Raw genomic sequence first — 13,943 nt, 5'->3', positions numbered from 1 at the left:
GCGTCCCCGTCGGGCTACTCCCCCGCGGTAACCGCGGCGACCACGTCGCCGACGTTCATCGCGACGGCGAGGACGAGCGCGAGAACGAACAGGACCAGCGTCGCGATGACGTTGAGTTTCGGCGCGGTTCCGTAGGCCAGCATCGCGTACATCGAGGTGGTGAGCACATCCATCGTTCCGGAGACGAAGTACGCACGGACGAACTCCTCGAAGGATCGGATCCACGCGAAGAGAAACCCCGCCGCGACGGCCGATACCACCTGTGGGAGCGTTACGTCCCAGAACGCTTCGAGGGGTGACGCGCCGAGGTCACGGGCGGCCTCCTCGAGGCTCTCGTCGAAGGCGGCGAGACGCGCCGACACGAGCAGGACGACGAACGGTAACCCATAGACCGCGTGAGTGAGTACCGTCGGAACGAACCCGGGGGTCACGCCGAGGACGCTCCGAAAGTACATGAGTAGACCGATACCGAGGATGACGCCCGGAACGACCATCGGGAGGACGACACCGACCCGAAACACGTCGGCTAGCGGGAAGTCGTACCGAACGAGCGCGACGCTCCCCGGGACGCCGGTGAGGGTAGCGACGACGGCGGCCAGCGTGGCGACGGTGAAACTGTTGGCGACGCTTCGGAGCAGTTCTTCGTCGCCGAGCGTCGCGCGGTAGTGTGCCAGTGTGACCCCCTCGAACGGGAACAGCGTCGAGGCGTTCTCCGCGACCGATAGCGCGACGATGAACACGAGCGGGATCCAGAGGAAGGCGAGCACGAGCACGGTCCATCCGGAGAGTGCCCGCGACAGCAGCCGGTCACGCCCTGTGGTCGCCACCATCTACCGCTCACCTCCGGCAGTGGCGCCCGTGTCCGCGTACCGCACCGCGGCCGCGAACGCCACGACGACGACGGTGACGACGAACGCCGCGGCGGCGCTAGCGCTGGCGATATTGTAGGAGTCGACACGCCCCGCGATGAGTTGGCCGACCATCAGGACGGTCGAACCGCTGAGAAACTGTGGGGCGACGAACGCCCCGAGGGCCGGGACGAACACGAACAGCGAACCGGCGACGACGTTGGGGAGGGTCAGGGGCCACAGAACGTCCCGGAACGCCGCGACGCGAGACGCCCCCAGATCCCTGGCGGCGTCCACGAGGTCGAAATCCACCGCGTCGATGCCGGCGTACAGCGTCAACAGCATGTACGGGAACTGTGCGTGGGCAAGTCCGACGACGATGGCAGGGACGCCGAACTCGAACAGGCCGATCGATCCGAATCCGAGGGCCGCCGCGATGTCGTTGAGGATCCCGCCCTCGCCGAACAGGAGGTACCACGAGTAGACGCGGACGAGATACATGGTGAAAAACGGCACCAGCACCAGAAACACGACGATGTGCCGGCCGCGTTCCCGGCGGGCCAGTGCGTACGCCACCGGATACGCCGTTATCAGACAGACGAGGGTCGTGGCCGCCGCGATACCGATCGAAAGGAACAGCGACCGGGCGAAGGGGGTCGTCCAGAACGGCGTTGCATCGAACAACGCGGTGTAGTTCGCGACGGACGGTTCCCAGACGATTTCGTAGGCGCTGTCGATCCGGGCGAACGAGACGGCGACCATGAACGACAGCGGCGCGAGCAACAACGCCGCGAGTAGTCCGCCGCTCGGCACGAGCATGGCCGCGTACCGCCCCCGTCGCGAGGACAACAGCCGCCCGATCCGTCGGGTCCGTATCCGGTCGATCCCGACGACGGGCGCGTCCGTGTCGGTATCGGCCATCTCAGGCCGCCTTGATCTCTTCCCAGGCGGAGCGCCAGGCGTCCTCGTTTTCCACGGCTTTGAACGGGATCATCCCGTCGAGCCGGCTCGGGTCGATGGAGCCGTACAGCTCGTTCCGGCGCTCGGAGAGGTTCTCCGAGGTCTTGGGGTTGACGCTCGGTGCATGCCCCTCTCTCGCGAGCGTCGCGCCGGTCCCCGGGGCGATGTACTCGTCGATGATCCGCCAGGCGAGTTCGGGGTGATCGGACTGTTTCGAGACGACTGCGGCCTCGAACCACGACATGGATCCCTCCGTCGGCGTGGCCATGTTCACCCAGTCGTGGCCGTCCACCCACATGTTCGTGATGTTCATACGGCCCGAGTGGCCGAGGTGAAAATCACCCTTCCGAATCCCCTTCACGAACGACGCGTCGCCGGCGATATAACCGGAGAGCAACGTTTGCTTTTGTTCGATCAGCGTCTCTTTCACCCGTCGGACCTGTGACTCCGAGAGCGTAATGCGGTCGCCCTCGAACGCGTCGCCGAACCCGTGGTGGAGGGCAGCGGCGGTCATCGCCTTGAAGTGGTTGTCGTAGAGTGCGATCTTTCCACCCAGGTCGACTCCATCGATGCCCTCGAAGAGGACGCTCCACGACTCCTCGTGATCGGGTACGTCCCGCGAGTCGTAGCCGTAGCCGTAGAACCCGAATCTGATCGGGACGCCGTACGGCGTCCCATCGACAGCGAGTTGTCCGGTGGTGAACTGCTTGAACTTCTCGTAGACGTCGGCGTAGTGCTCCAGTTCGTCGAGCGGTGCGGGCTCGACGAGGCCGGCATCCGCGAACCGTGGAACGTAGTTGTTGTTCGGGACGGCGATGTCGTACTGTTCGTCCTGACCGGACTGCCACCCGGAGAACATGTCCGCCGAGGACGTCGACCGCGTGATTTCGAGTTCCACGTCGAGCGAGTTCTCTACGGCCGCCACGACGTCGTCACGCGCGTAGTGCTCCCAGGTGATGACGTTGATCGTGGGCGTCGACGAGCCGCTCCCGCCGCCGATGCAGCCCGCGGCGGCGGCCGTCGCCGCCGCCCCCGCGGTCGCCAGAAACGACCGACGGCCAGCATGATCGAGCGTGGATTCGTCGTTCATGTTCGTCTCGAATACATCTTCCTGAGACGCATAAGTCGCCGGAAACGTGCAGTACGGTGGGGTACATACGACGGGGAGGCTGGAGACGATTCCCGCCGGAATGGGGTCGAACGGACCGAAATAGCTGGAATCCGTCCAGTTTCGACGTTACGGAAACAGGCAATATTGGTCGCTTACGCCGGCCATATACGAATCTCGGTCCGACCGGGGGTGATGGGAGTAGCCACGGAGGAAGTCACGGAGGAAACGAGCGACGTCCTCGTCGAACTCGACGACGTTCGGAAGCTCTACGGCGACACGACCGCCGTCGAGAACGTGACCATGGAGGTCGAACGTGGCGAACTCTTTACCTTGGTCGGGCCGTCCGGATGTGGAAAGACGACGACGCTCCGCCTCGTGAGTGGCTTCGAGGAACCGACGGACGGAGTCGTCCGCATCGACGGGAGCGACAGTACGGACGTTCCACCGGAGCGCCGAGACACCAATCTGGTCTTCCAACACCACGCCCTGTTCCCGCATATGACCGTCGCGGAAAACGTCCGTTATGGTCTCGAAAAGGACGACGCCGTGACCCCGACCGAGGCCGATCGGCGGGTCGAGGAGATGCTCTCGCTCGTCGATCTCGACGGCTACGGCGACCGGCCACCGGCGGACCTCTCGGGCGGGCAGCGACAACGCATCGCCCTCGCACGCGCGCTCGTGAACGAGCCGTCGGTGTTGCTCCTCGACGAACCGTTGTCTAGCCTGGACCGCAAGCTTCGAAAACAGATGCAGTCGGAACTGCGCAGGCTCAACGATGCTGTCGACGGCTCGTTTCTGTATGTCACACACGACCAGGAACTCGCGATGGCGATATCGGACCGAATCGGTGTGATGCGGGCCGGAGAGATCGTACAGGTAGGAACGCCCGAGGAGGTGTATCGAAACCCGGTGTCACCGTTCGTCGCGGAGTTCGTAGGCGACACCACCCTCCTCGAAGGACGGATCGATCCGTCGGAGGCGGCGGGCGACTCGCCCCCGACGCTGACGGTCGGCGAGTGGATGTCAGTGCCGGTCGCGACCGATACGGACGGAGGCGTGACCGCATCGGTCCGTCCCGAGACGATCGAATGGGTAGACGACGACCCCGACACCGCGGCGGACGTCGACGGCGGGTTCGCCGCGGAGGTTCGTGAGCGGACCTTCCAGGGCGACTCCGTTGAGTACCGGCTCGCCCCTATCGCTCCGGATCCCGATTCGACTGTCGGGCTCGAACTCCAGGCGTCGTCCCACGACGTCGACTCGCCACTCTCAGTCGGCGACCGGGCGGCGTTCGCTGTCGTCGACGATCCGGTGATCTTCGACCGGTAATCCTCCGTGCGGGGGTCCCCGCCTATCGACCGGGACGCGATGCCGCGTACCCGTGGATTTTTACCGGCCGACCGCCTCCCCCCGGGTGATGAAGGAATCCCTGATGGAGATCCTCTGTGATCCGCTCGACAAGAGCGAACTGGAACTCGAGGTGGACGAGCGCGACGGCGAGGAGATCATCGAGGGCCGCCTGATCGGGACCGTCACGGGCGAGGAGTACCCGATCGAGGACGGCATCCCGAACCTCCTGCCGCCGGACATGCGCGACGACTAGCGGGCCGCTCACCCGAACGCGCCGAGACTCGACTGGAGTCGGCGGTCGGTGCCGCCGTCGGTCACCTCGTAGCCGACCAGATCCCGCAGATCCACCGCGTAGGTGCTTCCCCCGTGATCCAACACCAGTAGCCGGCCCTTGGTCCCGCGGACCCGCCCCGTCGCCACCGTCTCCGCGACCGGGCGCTCGTCGAGGTCGAGACCGTAGTCGAACGCGACGGTCTCGAGGGGATCGAAGTCGGCGAGCAACGTCTGCCACGCCGCCTCGTCGACCGTTCGGCCGAGGCCCGCCCGCTTCTCGGGGACCCGCACCCGATCCGGGATCTCGTCGGCCAGCCCCGCCTCGATTTCCCGGGCGATCCGGCCGTTCTCGACCGTCCGGAGGTGGGCGCCCCGGTCGGCCCCCTGTTCGCGGAGGCGCGTCTCCAACCGCCACTCCTTCGTGACGCCGACCTTGAACGTGTCCGGGGCGAAGGCCGCCAAGTAGACGGCGTGATCGTCGAAACAGTCCATCTCGTCTTTGAGACAGGTGCCCGTACACCGGGCACAGACCCACGTCGACGTGTGGGCCGAACAGTACGGTACGGCAGGGTCGTCACAGGGCCGGTGGCCGTCGTCGACGACGACGCCGGCACAGTGGCGGTCGCCGAGGCGGTAGTCGAGCTCGGTCCCCGGGTCGAGGGCGACGTACTCGACGGGCGCGGTCGCGGCGTCGTCGGTCGTCGTGGTCGCCGCGTCGGCGGACGGGGCGTCGCCGTCGCTCACCAGAAGGCCCGCGTCGGCCGCGTCGTAGCCCACGAGCTGCACGCCCGTCCTTCGATCCCGGCGAGTAAAGGCGTGTCTCTCCGGCGTCGTCAGGTCATCTCGTCGACCAGTTGGCGGGCCGCACGGCGGACCGCCTCGTCGCTCGACGCCGGCGGCTCCCACCCGAGCGCGGCCAACTTCTCGATGGAGAGGCGCATCTTCGGGACGTCGCCGGTCCAGCCGCGGTCCCCGCCCGTGTACTCGTAGGTCGGGTCGAGGCCCATCTCATCGCTCACGACGTCGGCGATGCGGTTCACCGAGGTGGTGGTCCGGGAGCCGAGGTTGTAGGTGTTCAGGTCGGCGTCCGCGTGTTCGACGACGTGGACGATGGCGTCGACGCAGTCCTCGACGTGGAGGTAGGACTTCTCCTGTCGGCCGTCGCCGAGGATGGTGAGGGCGTCGGGGTCGTCGCGGAGCTTCTCGACGAAGTCGGGGATGACGGTCCCGCGCTGGTGCGGGCCGACGATGTTAGCAAAGCGGAAGGTCCACGACTGGAGGTCGTGGGAGTGGGCGTACGTCGAGACCAGCCCCTCGTCGGCGAGTTTGCTCGCGCCGTAGACGCTGATCGGTTCGAGGGGGGCGTAATCCTCGGGCGTCGGTCGCGGCGCCTCGCCGTAGACCGTCGAAGAGGAGGTGAAGACGAAGCCCTCGACGCCCACCTCGGCGGCGCGTTCCAGTAGCGTGTAGGTCATCTCCGTGTTCTCCTCGAAGAGTCGCCGGGGCTCCCCGTAGTTCGTGTCCGTGTAAGCCGCCAGGTGGAAGACGACGTCCACGTCGGCGGTGACGACGTCGGCGACGTCGTCCGGGTCGGTCACGTCCGTGACGACCAGGTCGGCGGCGTCGGGGACGCGGTCGACCTCGCCCTTCGAGAGGTCGTCGGCGACGACCACCTCGTTGTCGGGCGCGAGTCGCGCCGCGAGGTGCGAGCCGATGAGCCCCGCCCCGCCGGTGATCACCACTCGCCGGTCGGTGAGATCCATACCGGCCCATGGCCGGGGGGCGGGCAAGTGCGTTCCGATCCGGCCGTTTCGAAAGCCGTTACCCCCTCGACACCCACCCGTCGGATATGCAAGATACCCCCGAGGTGGTCGTGTTGCGACTGGGCCACCGGCCCGGCCGCGACGACCGCATGACGACACACGTCGCCCTGACGGCGCGGGCGCTCGGCGCCGACCGGGCGGTCCTCGTCGGCGACACGTCACAGGCCCGGGAGACGGTCGCCGACATCACCGACCGCTTCGGCGGTCCCTTCGACGTGACGGTGACCGACGCCTACCGACCGATCCTCCGGGAGTGGGAGGGGTCGGTCGTTCACCTGACGATGTACGGCGAACCGGTCGAGGCGGTGACGCCGACGATCCGAGAACGACACCGGAGCGAACCGCTGTTGATCGTCGTCGGCGCCGGAAAGGTCGACTTCGAGGTGTACGACCGCGCCGACTGGAACGTCGGCGTGACGAACCAGCCCCACTCGGAGGTGGCCGCGCTGGCGGTCTTCCTCGACCGCCTGTTCGACGGCGCGGAACTCGACCGCGAGTGGGTCGACGCCGACCGTCGGGTGATCCCCCAGGAGACGGGCAAACGCGTCGAGGAAATCGACTAGAGCCGCTCGGCTCCGGAGTCGACGTCGTGGCCGTCGAGGACGCCGGTCCCTTCGAGCAGGTAGTAGGCCACGGTGTGTACGACGAAGGCGGCGACCAGACCGTTGAGCGCCGCGCCGCCGGGGCCGGGGAGCACCTGCGGGGCGGCCACGCCGGGGACGACCTGGCCCGCAGTGAGGGCCGCGACGAGGATGCCGACAACGTAGGCGAGGACCGCGATCCAGCGCACCCCGGCGAACTCGACGTCGTCCATGCGGGGGATGCGCAGTCGCCAACAGAGGAGGAAGTCGGCGATGATGACCCCCCCGAGGGGCGGAACGTACTGTCCGAGCGTCGACAGCCAGGGGATGAGCAGGCTGTCGGCGCCGGCCAGCGCGAGCAGGATGCCGATCGTCCCGCCCGCCAGCACGAACGGCCGCTTGCGGTCGAACTCGAAGGCCTCGCTCCCGGCGACGCCGAAGGCGTAGGCGGCGTTGTCGTTCGTGGTCCAGATGTTGAGCACGAGCGCGATCAGGCCGATGGCGGCCAGCCCCTGGGCGGCGAGCACCTCGTAGAGGTCGCCGGCGGGGGTCACGTCGTAGACGGCACCGCCGACGGCGCCCGAGAGAAAGAGGAAGCCGTTGCCGAGGAGGAAGGCGACGAGGCCGGCCCAGAAGCCGACGCGGGTCGAGGACGCGAACCGCGCCCAGTTGGGCGCCTGGGTCCCGCCGCTGATGAACGTCCCGACGACGATTGTGACCGCGGCGGCAAAGCCCATCTCCCCGCTCCCGCCGCCGAACAGGCCGCCGATCCCCCCGGCGTCGCCGACGGCGATGAACACCGAAAGCAGGCCGACGACCACGAGGATGGGGACGGCGACCAGGGAGAGTTTCTCCATCCCCTCGTAGCCGAAGTACGCCGTCGCGAGGTGGAGGACTCCCCAGATCACGATGAGCGCGAGCGTGAACGTCGGCGAGTCGAGGCCGAAGAAGGTCGCCGTCGGGATGGCGACCATGGGGATGGTGACGCCGAACCAGCCGACCTGCGTCCCGCCGAGCAGGAGGTCGGCGAACTTCGCGCCCCAGCGGCCGAAGCTGTACCGGGCGAGGAGGACGGTCGTCAGGCCCGCCTTGGCGGCGATGCCACACAGCGCCGCGACGTAGACGCCGAGGATGGCGTAGCCGACGGCGGTCGCGGTGAGCATCGGGCCGAAGCCCATGGCCGCACCCACCTCGGCGCCCGACCAGAGGGTCCCGGCGAAGAAGACGAAGCCGAGCAGCACCGCCGAGATGCTCACCAGTCCTTTGCGTTCGTCCCGCGGAACGTGATCGATCGGGTAGTCCGGATCGGGGAGGTCCTCGTCCCCGAACACGAACGTACGCCACGCCGATGATTCGTCTTCGGTTGCCATTACCCGTTGTCGCACAGGTATTGTAGATAAATTTTGGCAAACAGGCACACGTTCGTTCGAAAACGGAGTGCCAAGGAATATGTGTCGGCTGGTCGTCGCCCCGGTATGTCCGAGTACATCGTCACGGGTGGTCGACGGCTGGACGGCGCGGTCGTCGACGTCGAGATCCGCGAGGGGCGCATCGACCGGATCGTCTCGGCGGGCGAAGGGGACCCGTCGTCGTTTCCGGCCGACCGCCGGTACGACGCCGACGGGCGTCTGGTGACGCCGCCGCTGATCGAACCGCACGTCCACCTCGACGCGACGGGGACCGCCGGCGACCCGTCGTGGAACGAGAGCGGGACGCTCGCCGAGGGCATCGACGTCTGGGCGGCCTACAAGGAGGACATCACCGTCGCGGACATCGTCGAGCGGGCGACCCGGACCGTGAAGTGGTACGCCGCCAACGGCGTGACGCGGATCCGCACCCACGCGGACACGACCGAGCCGTCGCTGACGACCGTCGAAGCGTTGCTCGAACTGCGCGACCGGGTGTCCGATCTCGTCGACCTCCAGGTCGTCGCCTTCCCGCAGGACGGCGTCTTCACCGCCGAGGGCAACGAGGACCTGCTCCGGGAGGCCGTCGAGATGGGCGTCGACGTGATCGGTGCCATCCCACACAACGAACACACCCGCGAGGACGGCGTCGAGAGCGTCCGGACGGTCTGTGATCTGGCCGAATCCCACGACCTACCCCTCGACCTCCACATCGACGAGACGGACGACCCCGGCTCGCGGTTCACCGAGGTGCTGGCGAGCGAGGCGCTCAAGCGGGACATCGGCGAGCGCACGACGGCGAGTCACACGACCGCGATGCACTCCTACAACAACGCCTACGCGGACAAACTGATCTCGCTCTTGGCCGAGAGCGGGGTGAGCGTCGTAACGAACCCGCCCGACAACTCGGTCCTCCAGGGGAGCTACGACGACTACCCGCGGCGGCGCGGCCACACCCGCATCGACGAACTGCACGCGGCGGGGGTCACCGTCGGCCTCGGTCACGACTCGGTGCTCGACCCGTGGTACCACTACGGCCAGGCCGACCCCCTCGACGCCGCGTTCGTCCTCCTCCACTACGCCCACATGGCGGGGCGGGGCGACGTGTCCCGGCTGTGGGAGATGCTGACGGACGCGAACGCCGAGGTGTTCGGGGTCGACGGCTACGGCCTCCGGGAGGGCGCCGAAGGGTCGCTCGTCGTCTTCGACAGCCCCGACGGGTTCAACGCGCTCCGCACCCGCGCGCCGCGGACGCTCGTGCTCCGCGACGGCGAGCCGACGGCGCGGACCGAGCCAGCGCGCACGACGGTCCACCGCGACGACGGGAGCCGCGCCGTCGACTTCCACCGGGGGTGATACTGTTTCTCCTACGTCGTTACCGGTGGTTCGCCAGGGGGTGCGGCGAACCACCGGTACACAGTTACAACGATCCGTATGACACGCCCCCGAACGTGTTCGGGCAACCGCTTTGGGAGGTGGGCCGACAACCCGTAGGTATGGAGACAACACACGACGACGCCGAACCGATTACGGACACGGTTCACGAGACGTCGTGGTCGGCGAACCTCGAAGGGCCGGAACACGCCGACGACCGCGAACTCGTGGTCGAAGGGGCGGTCGACGCGGTGGACCACACCGCGTCGGGCTACCACGTCAACCTGGTGACCCACGGCGATCACGGGCACCCCGAGACGTACCTCTTCGCGGAACTGCGGGACGCCTTCGACGACGTGCGCATCGAGTACGTCGACCAGTGTGGCTGTGGCGGGCACGTCACCCGCGTTCACCGCTGAGATGCACCCGAACGCCATCGACACCGACGAGCGGCCGTTCGTCCTCGTGTGGGAGCTCACGCGGGCGTGTGAACTCACCTGCAAGCACTGCCGCGCGGACGCCCAGCCGGAACGCCACCCGGACGAACTCACCACCGCGGAGGGGAAGGAACTCCTCGACGCGGCGCGGCGCTTCGGCGAGAACCAGTTGGTCGTGCTCTCGGGCGGCGATCCGCTGGCCCGCGACGACACGACCGAACTGATCGAGTACGGCGCCGACCGGGGGCTCCTGATGACGCTCACCCCGAGCGGGACGGCGTCGCTGACGCCGGAGCGGGTCGGGGAAATCGCCGACGCCGGCGCCCGCCGCCTCGCGGTGAGCGTCGACGGCGGGTCCCGAGCCACCCACGACGAGTTCCGGGGCGAACTCGGCAGCTTCGAGTCGACGATCCGGGCCGCGGAGGCGGCCCACGACGCCGGCCTCCCGCTCCAGATCAACACGACCGTCTGTGCGGAGACGGTCGGCGAACTCCCGGAGATCCGCGAACTCGTCGCCGACCTCGATGCGGTCCTGTGGTCGGTCTTCTTCCTCGTCCCCATCGGCCGCGGGACGGTCCTCGACAGCATCGATCCGGCCCGCGCCGAGCGGGTGATGGAGTGGCTGGTCGACGTCGAGGAGTCGGCCGACTTCGGCATCAAGACCACCGAAGCTCCCCACTACCGGCGGGTCGCGCTCCAGCGCCGGACCGACGGGAGCGAGCCGGCGGCCGCAGCCACCGACGCCATCGGTCGTCGGGTCGGCATCACGGCCGGCGACGGCTTCGCCTTCGTCAGCCACGTCGGCGACGTGTTCCCGTCCGGCTTCCTCCCCGTGTCCGCCGGGAACGTCCGCGAGACGGACCTGGTGGACTGCTACCGGAACGCCGATCTGTTCACCGACCTCCGGGACCCGGACGCCCTCGAAGGGAAGTGTGGCGCCTGCGAGTTCCGCGGGGTCTGTGGCGGGAGTCGCTCGCGGGCCTACGCCGAGACCGGCGATCCACTGGCGAGCGACCCGCTCTGTGCGTACGTCCCCGACGGCTACGAGGGACCGCTCCCGGATAGCCACGAGTCCCGCCCCCACCCCTGACCATGTCGACGCCACCGATCCTCCGTGCGACGGCGCGACCGGACGCGAACGACGGCGCCGATCCGGACGCCGCGACGCTCGACCGCCGCCTGCGCGACCGGGGCGTCGCCGTCGCCGATCGGGAACTGGCGACCGCACTCGGCCGGCTCGACGACCTCTCGCCGGCCCAGCGCCGGACCGTGGCGACGATGGCCGGCCGGATCGCCGCCGGCGTCCTCGCACCCGCACGGGTGGCCGTCGCCGGCGAGTGCGAAGACGGGGGCGGGGTCGGCCACTCGGCGGCTCCCGAGACGGCCGGGCGGCTGTTCCTCCCGGACGAAGATGTTCGGGACGGGGCGTAGGTGGCGGGACGCCGTAGTGAACGGTAGCCATGCCCCTCGTCCCGCGCCCCTGGTCGAGTGACAGCGACGACTTCGACGACGACGACTCCTTCCGGCCCGAGAACCTGCCCGCTCCGGGGCCGTTCCTCGACGGGCACGAGGTCCTGACCGGTCGACGGCACGCCGCCTTCCACCGGCTGACCCGCGAGCGGTTCGAGGAGCGTACCGTCTACGACGTGACCTTCGGCTACAACCTCGCGCGTCTGAACCTGGATACGCGACACCCGAACGCGGGCTATCGGTACGCCGTCGACGCCGACGACCCCTCGGTCCTCCGCACGGAGTTCACGCCGACGACCGAGTTCTGCCCGCAGAGCGACACGCTCGTGACGGCGTCGTTCCGGGCCTGGAACGCCGACGACGTCGGCTCGCCCCACGAGTTCGACCTCGTGTGCGTCAGGGTTGCGCCGATGCACGAGTCGAGCGTCCGGATCAACGACCGACTCGCCGACATGGAGGCGGCTTACCTGGATTCGGGGTCGGTGCCGGACGACGAGGGCGACGGGGAGCGTGGGACGCTCGCGGGAGCGGGGGACCGCGGCCTCGGTGGCGTCGACGACATGCCGGCCGACGAGGGCGAGGACGGCCCGTCGACGCCGTTCTGAACGGCGCCGTTCAGTCGCTTCGCGTCGGTTCCGACGGGTCACGTCCCAGCGACGACGGCGCGTGTCGCCACAGGACGAGCGACAGGTTCGCCACGAAGACGGCGAGACCGGTCGTGAGTGCACCGCCGCCGACGAGGGCGAGGAACTGCCGGCCGACCAGGTCGCCGACGACCAGGAGGCCGCCGCCGGCCGCGACGAGGACGAGGTCGGCCGTCGCGAGGCGGTCGTCGTACAGGTCGTCGATCATCGGCACCGCCTCGAACCCGAGACGGTCGCTGTAGCGGTGGACCCAGACGAGGAAGGGGACGATGTGATAGAGCGTCCCCAGGAGGACGAGGAGGAAGACGAGTCCGAGCAGGTGGGCGGTGTTCGGCGCGCCGAACCGGACGCCGACCCCGAGCGGGCCGCGGAGCCACGCCGGGGCGGCGAGGGCCACCCAGCCGAGACCGGTCGGCGCGAGGAGTGCGTACCGGGTCAGCATCGGCGTCCGTCGGGCACGGGCGGAGCGGAGTAGGCGGACGAGGACGACGAGGAAGGCCGCAGTGCCGGCGAGGAGGAGGGCGGCCCCGACGCGGGCGAGCGCCGCGGCGCCGACGAGTCGACCGGCCGCGAGGACGACGACGCCCGTCGGATGTGCGACCGTCTCGACCCGCCGGAGCGTGTGGTCGACGCCCCGAAGCTCCGTCTGACCGAACATGGGCACGAGCTGGTACAGTGCCCCGTAGACCGTGGTCAGGACGGCGCCGAAGACGGCGAGGGTGGCGTGGGCCGCGACGACCCCGCCGCGGGTGACCGGGAGGGCGGCGAGCGGCCGCGCGACGAAGCCGACGGCGAGCAGGAGACCAAGCGGGGTCAGCACGACGAAGAAGCCGAGCGCCGCGGCGAAGTGGCCCTCGGTCACTTCGAACGGCCGGGCCGTCGCGAGCGTCCGCCCGACGTTGTACGCTAGGGTCCAGAACCCCGCGAGGACGAACGTTCCGAACGCCGGGAGGAGCGACGGCCGGTTGCCCAGAAAACCGACGACCAGGCCGCCGAGGCCGACGGCGAGGAGCCACAACTGCGCCCGCGCCAGCCGATTCGAGTGCAGGTTCGTCCCGGACCACACGGGGACGAACTGCGTCATGGCGCCCGCGATGGTGAGACAGACGAAGCCCACGAGCACTAGGTGGAGGTGGGCGGCGCGGGCGAGGCCGGTCACCAGTCCCAGCCCGTCCGCGAGCCCGACGATCCCACCGGCCAGCAGGAACGCCAGCGCGACAACGAAATGCCGGAGCGGGATCGAGAGCGGCGGCTGGGTGTCCGTGTCGACGTCGTCGGGGACGGCTGCCATGGTCGCGGATACGGGGCCCGAGTCCCTCGGTTCCACCCCGAACGTGTTCGTGTCGGCCGGCGGGACCCCGTCGAAACCGGGTTTTTAACACGGAGGGCGACCGAGTGAGGGATATGCCTTCCGCGGAAATTTCGTTGCCGGACGACGTCGACATCGAGATCAGACAGCTCGTCGAAGAGGGCGAGTTCATCAACCGGGACCAGGCCGTCGAGGAACTGCTCTCGCTCGGCGTCTCGGCTTACACCACGGACGACTCCCCGAACCAGACGACCGACGAGGACCTGTTCACGCAGGTGGTCGACGACCAGCAGGATCCCGCGATCCGCAACGAGTCCGACGACGAACACACGCTGTAGCTCGTCCGGGTTGTCGTGA

The 13,943-nt window shown here is 68.7% G+C and carries 16 protein-coding genes; 9 read left to right on the top strand and 7 right to left on the bottom strand.

Annotated features, from left to right (window positions below; all coding sequences use genetic code 11):
* Positions 1-14 precede the first annotated feature (14 nt).
* From EI982_RS04735 to EI982_RS04725, 3 genes are read right to left on the bottom strand one after another with little or no spacing between them, the layout of a single operon-like run.
* On the bottom strand, positions 15-830 hold the full coding sequence (locus EI982_RS04735) for an ABC transporter permease (RefSeq protein WP_157688389.1): 816 nt from the start codon (positions 828-830) through the stop codon (positions 15-17).
* Entirely contained in the window at positions 831-1,769 is a 939-nt protein-coding gene (locus EI982_RS04730; protein WP_157688388.1) for an ABC transporter permease, read from the bottom strand. It lies immediately after the preceding gene.
* A 1-nt stretch (position 1,770) separates the two neighbouring features.
* A complete protein-coding gene (locus EI982_RS04725) occupies positions 1,771-2,898 on the bottom strand; it encodes an ABC transporter substrate-binding protein (protein WP_157688387.1) in 1,128 nt (375 codons plus the stop codon).
* Positions 2,899-3,111: 213 nt separating this feature from the next.
* Between EI982_RS04725 and EI982_RS04720 the strand changes: the two genes are divergently transcribed.
* Positions 3,112-4,248 (top strand): ABC transporter ATP-binding protein, encoded by a 1,137-nt coding sequence (locus EI982_RS04720; RefSeq protein WP_157688386.1) that lies wholly within the window; start codon positions 3,112-3,114, stop codon positions 4,246-4,248.
* 88 nt (positions 4,249-4,336) lie between these two features.
* Positions 4,337-4,522 (top strand): methytransferase partner Trm112, encoded by a 186-nt coding sequence (locus tag EI982_RS04715; RefSeq protein ID WP_199243730.1) that lies wholly within the window; start codon positions 4,337-4,339, stop codon positions 4,520-4,522.
* A gap of 8 nt (positions 4,523-4,530) precedes the next feature.
* Here EI982_RS04715 and EI982_RS04710 read toward each other — a convergent pair whose 3' ends face one another.
* Positions 4,531-5,328 (bottom strand): DUF2797 domain-containing protein, encoded by a 798-nt coding sequence (locus EI982_RS04710; protein ID WP_157688385.1) that lies wholly within the window; start codon positions 5,326-5,328, stop codon positions 4,531-4,533.
* 47 nt (positions 5,329-5,375) lie between these two features.
* Entirely contained in the window at positions 5,376-6,305 is a 930-nt protein-coding gene (locus tag EI982_RS04705) for an NAD-dependent epimerase/dehydratase family protein (RefSeq protein ID WP_157688384.1), read from the bottom strand.
* A gap of 86 nt (positions 6,306-6,391) precedes the next feature.
* On the opposite strand from EI982_RS04705, the gene EI982_RS04700 reads away from it, so the two are divergent.
* The gene (locus EI982_RS04700; protein WP_157688383.1) at positions 6,392-6,928 is read left to right on the top strand and encodes a tRNA (cytidine(56)-2'-O)-methyltransferase; all 537 of its coding nucleotides are present in this window, start codon (positions 6,392-6,394) and stop codon (positions 6,926-6,928) included.
* On the opposite strand, the gene codB is transcribed toward EI982_RS04700, so the two are convergent.
* On the bottom strand, positions 6,925-8,316 hold the full coding sequence (gene codB, locus EI982_RS04695; protein ID WP_157688382.1) for a cytosine permease: 1,392 nt from the start codon (positions 8,314-8,316) through the stop codon (positions 6,925-6,927). The two genes, EI982_RS04700 and codB, sit on opposite strands and share 4 nt — an antisense overlap.
* Positions 8,317-8,421: 105 nt before the next feature.
* Between codB and EI982_RS04690 the strand changes: the two genes are divergently transcribed.
* The 5 genes from EI982_RS04690 (at position 8,422) to EI982_RS04670 (ending at position 12,238) form a co-directional block, all read left to right on the top strand.
* Complete coding sequence (locus EI982_RS04690) at positions 8,422-9,708, top strand: cytosine deaminase (RefSeq protein ID WP_157688381.1); 1,287 nt, start codon at positions 8,422-8,424, stop codon at positions 9,706-9,708.
* Positions 9,709-9,848: 140 nt separating this feature from the next.
* The gene (locus EI982_RS04685; RefSeq protein WP_157688380.1) at positions 9,849-10,145 is read left to right on the top strand and encodes a CGCGG family putative rSAM-modified RiPP protein; all 297 of its coding nucleotides are present in this window, start codon (positions 9,849-9,851) and stop codon (positions 10,143-10,145) included.
* Position 10,146: 1 nt separating this feature from the next.
* Positions 10,147-11,253, top strand: a complete 1,107-nt coding sequence (locus EI982_RS04680) for a TIGR04053 family radical SAM/SPASM domain-containing protein (RefSeq protein WP_157688379.1) — start codon at positions 10,147-10,149, stop codon at positions 11,251-11,253.
* Between the two features lie 2 nt (positions 11,254-11,255).
* Positions 11,256-11,594, top strand: coding sequence for a hypothetical protein (locus tag EI982_RS04675; protein WP_157688378.1), 339 nt, complete (start codon positions 11,256-11,258; stop codon positions 11,592-11,594).
* 29 nt (positions 11,595-11,623) lie between these two features.
* Positions 11,624-12,238, top strand: coding sequence for a DUF7998 family protein (locus EI982_RS04670; protein ID WP_157688377.1), 615 nt, complete (start codon positions 11,624-11,626; stop codon positions 12,236-12,238).
* Between the two features lie 10 nt (positions 12,239-12,248).
* Here EI982_RS04670 and EI982_RS04665 read toward each other — a convergent pair whose 3' ends face one another.
* The gene (locus EI982_RS04665; RefSeq protein ID WP_157688376.1) at positions 12,249-13,568 is read right to left on the bottom strand and encodes a heme-copper oxidase family protein; all 1,320 of its coding nucleotides are present in this window, start codon (positions 13,566-13,568) and stop codon (positions 12,249-12,251) included.
* Positions 13,569-13,681: 113 nt separating this feature from the next.
* Between EI982_RS04665 and EI982_RS04660 the strand changes: the two genes are divergently transcribed.
* Positions 13,682-13,924: a DUF7120 family protein gene (locus EI982_RS04660; RefSeq protein WP_157688375.1), complete on the top strand. Its 243-nt coding sequence runs from the start codon at positions 13,682-13,684 to the stop codon at positions 13,922-13,924.
* Positions 13,925-13,943 lie beyond the last annotated feature (19 nt).

It is taken from the genome of Haloplanus salinarum (genome assembly GCF_009762275.1).
In the GTDB taxonomy this organism is placed as follows: Archaea; Halobacteriota; Halobacteria; order Halobacteriales; family Haloferacaceae; genus Haloplanus; species Haloplanus salinarum.
The sequence above is the reverse complement of the archived record's forward strand: the minus strand, read 5'-3'. Positions and strand labels throughout refer to the sequence as shown.

Excerpts from the sequence above, each read along its gene's own strand:
- EI982_RS04665 (WP_157688376.1), bottom strand. The coding sequence starts at position 13,568 with ATGGCAGCCGTCCCCGACGACGTCGACACGGACACCCAGCCGCCGCTC.
- EI982_RS04680 (WP_157688379.1), top strand. The coding sequence starts at position 10,147 with ATGCACCCGAACGCCATCGACACCGACGAGCGGCCGTTCGTCCTCGTG.
- EI982_RS04720 (WP_157688386.1), top strand. The coding sequence starts at position 3,112 with ATGGGAGTAGCCACGGAGGAAGTCACGGAGGAAACGAGCGACGTCCTC.
- EI982_RS04675 (WP_157688378.1), top strand. The coding sequence starts at position 11,256 with ATGTCGACGCCACCGATCCTCCGTGCGACGGCGCGACCGGACGCGAAC.
- EI982_RS04660 (WP_157688375.1), top strand. The coding sequence starts at position 13,682 with ATGCCTTCCGCGGAAATTTCGTTGCCGGACGACGTCGACATCGAGATC.
- EI982_RS04735 (WP_157688389.1), bottom strand. The coding sequence starts at position 830 with ATGGTGGCGACCACAGGGCGTGACCGGCTGCTGTCGCGGGCACTCTCC.
- EI982_RS04730 (WP_157688388.1), bottom strand. The coding sequence starts at position 1,769 with ATGGCCGATACCGACACGGACGCGCCCGTCGTCGGGATCGACCGGATA.
- codB (WP_157688382.1), bottom strand. The coding sequence starts at position 8,316 with ATGGCAACCGAAGACGAATCATCGGCGTGGCGTACGTTCGTGTTCGGG.
- EI982_RS04690 (WP_157688381.1), top strand. The coding sequence starts at position 8,422 with ATGTCCGAGTACATCGTCACGGGTGGTCGACGGCTGGACGGCGCGGTC.
- EI982_RS04700 (WP_157688383.1), top strand. The coding sequence starts at position 6,392 with ATGCAAGATACCCCCGAGGTGGTCGTGTTGCGACTGGGCCACCGGCCC.
- EI982_RS04685 (WP_157688380.1), top strand. The coding sequence starts at position 9,849 with ATGGAGACAACACACGACGACGCCGAACCGATTACGGACACGGTTCAC.
- EI982_RS04715 (WP_199243730.1), top strand. The coding sequence starts at position 4,337 with ATGAAGGAATCCCTGATGGAGATCCTCTGTGATCCGCTCGACAAGAGC.
- EI982_RS04705 (WP_157688384.1), bottom strand. The coding sequence starts at position 6,305 with ATGGATCTCACCGACCGGCGAGTGGTGATCACCGGCGGGGCGGGGCTC.
- EI982_RS04725 (WP_157688387.1), bottom strand. The coding sequence starts at position 2,898 with ATGAACGACGAATCCACGCTCGATCATGCTGGCCGTCGGTCGTTTCTG.
- EI982_RS04670 (WP_157688377.1), top strand. The coding sequence starts at position 11,624 with ATGCCCCTCGTCCCGCGCCCCTGGTCGAGTGACAGCGACGACTTCGAC.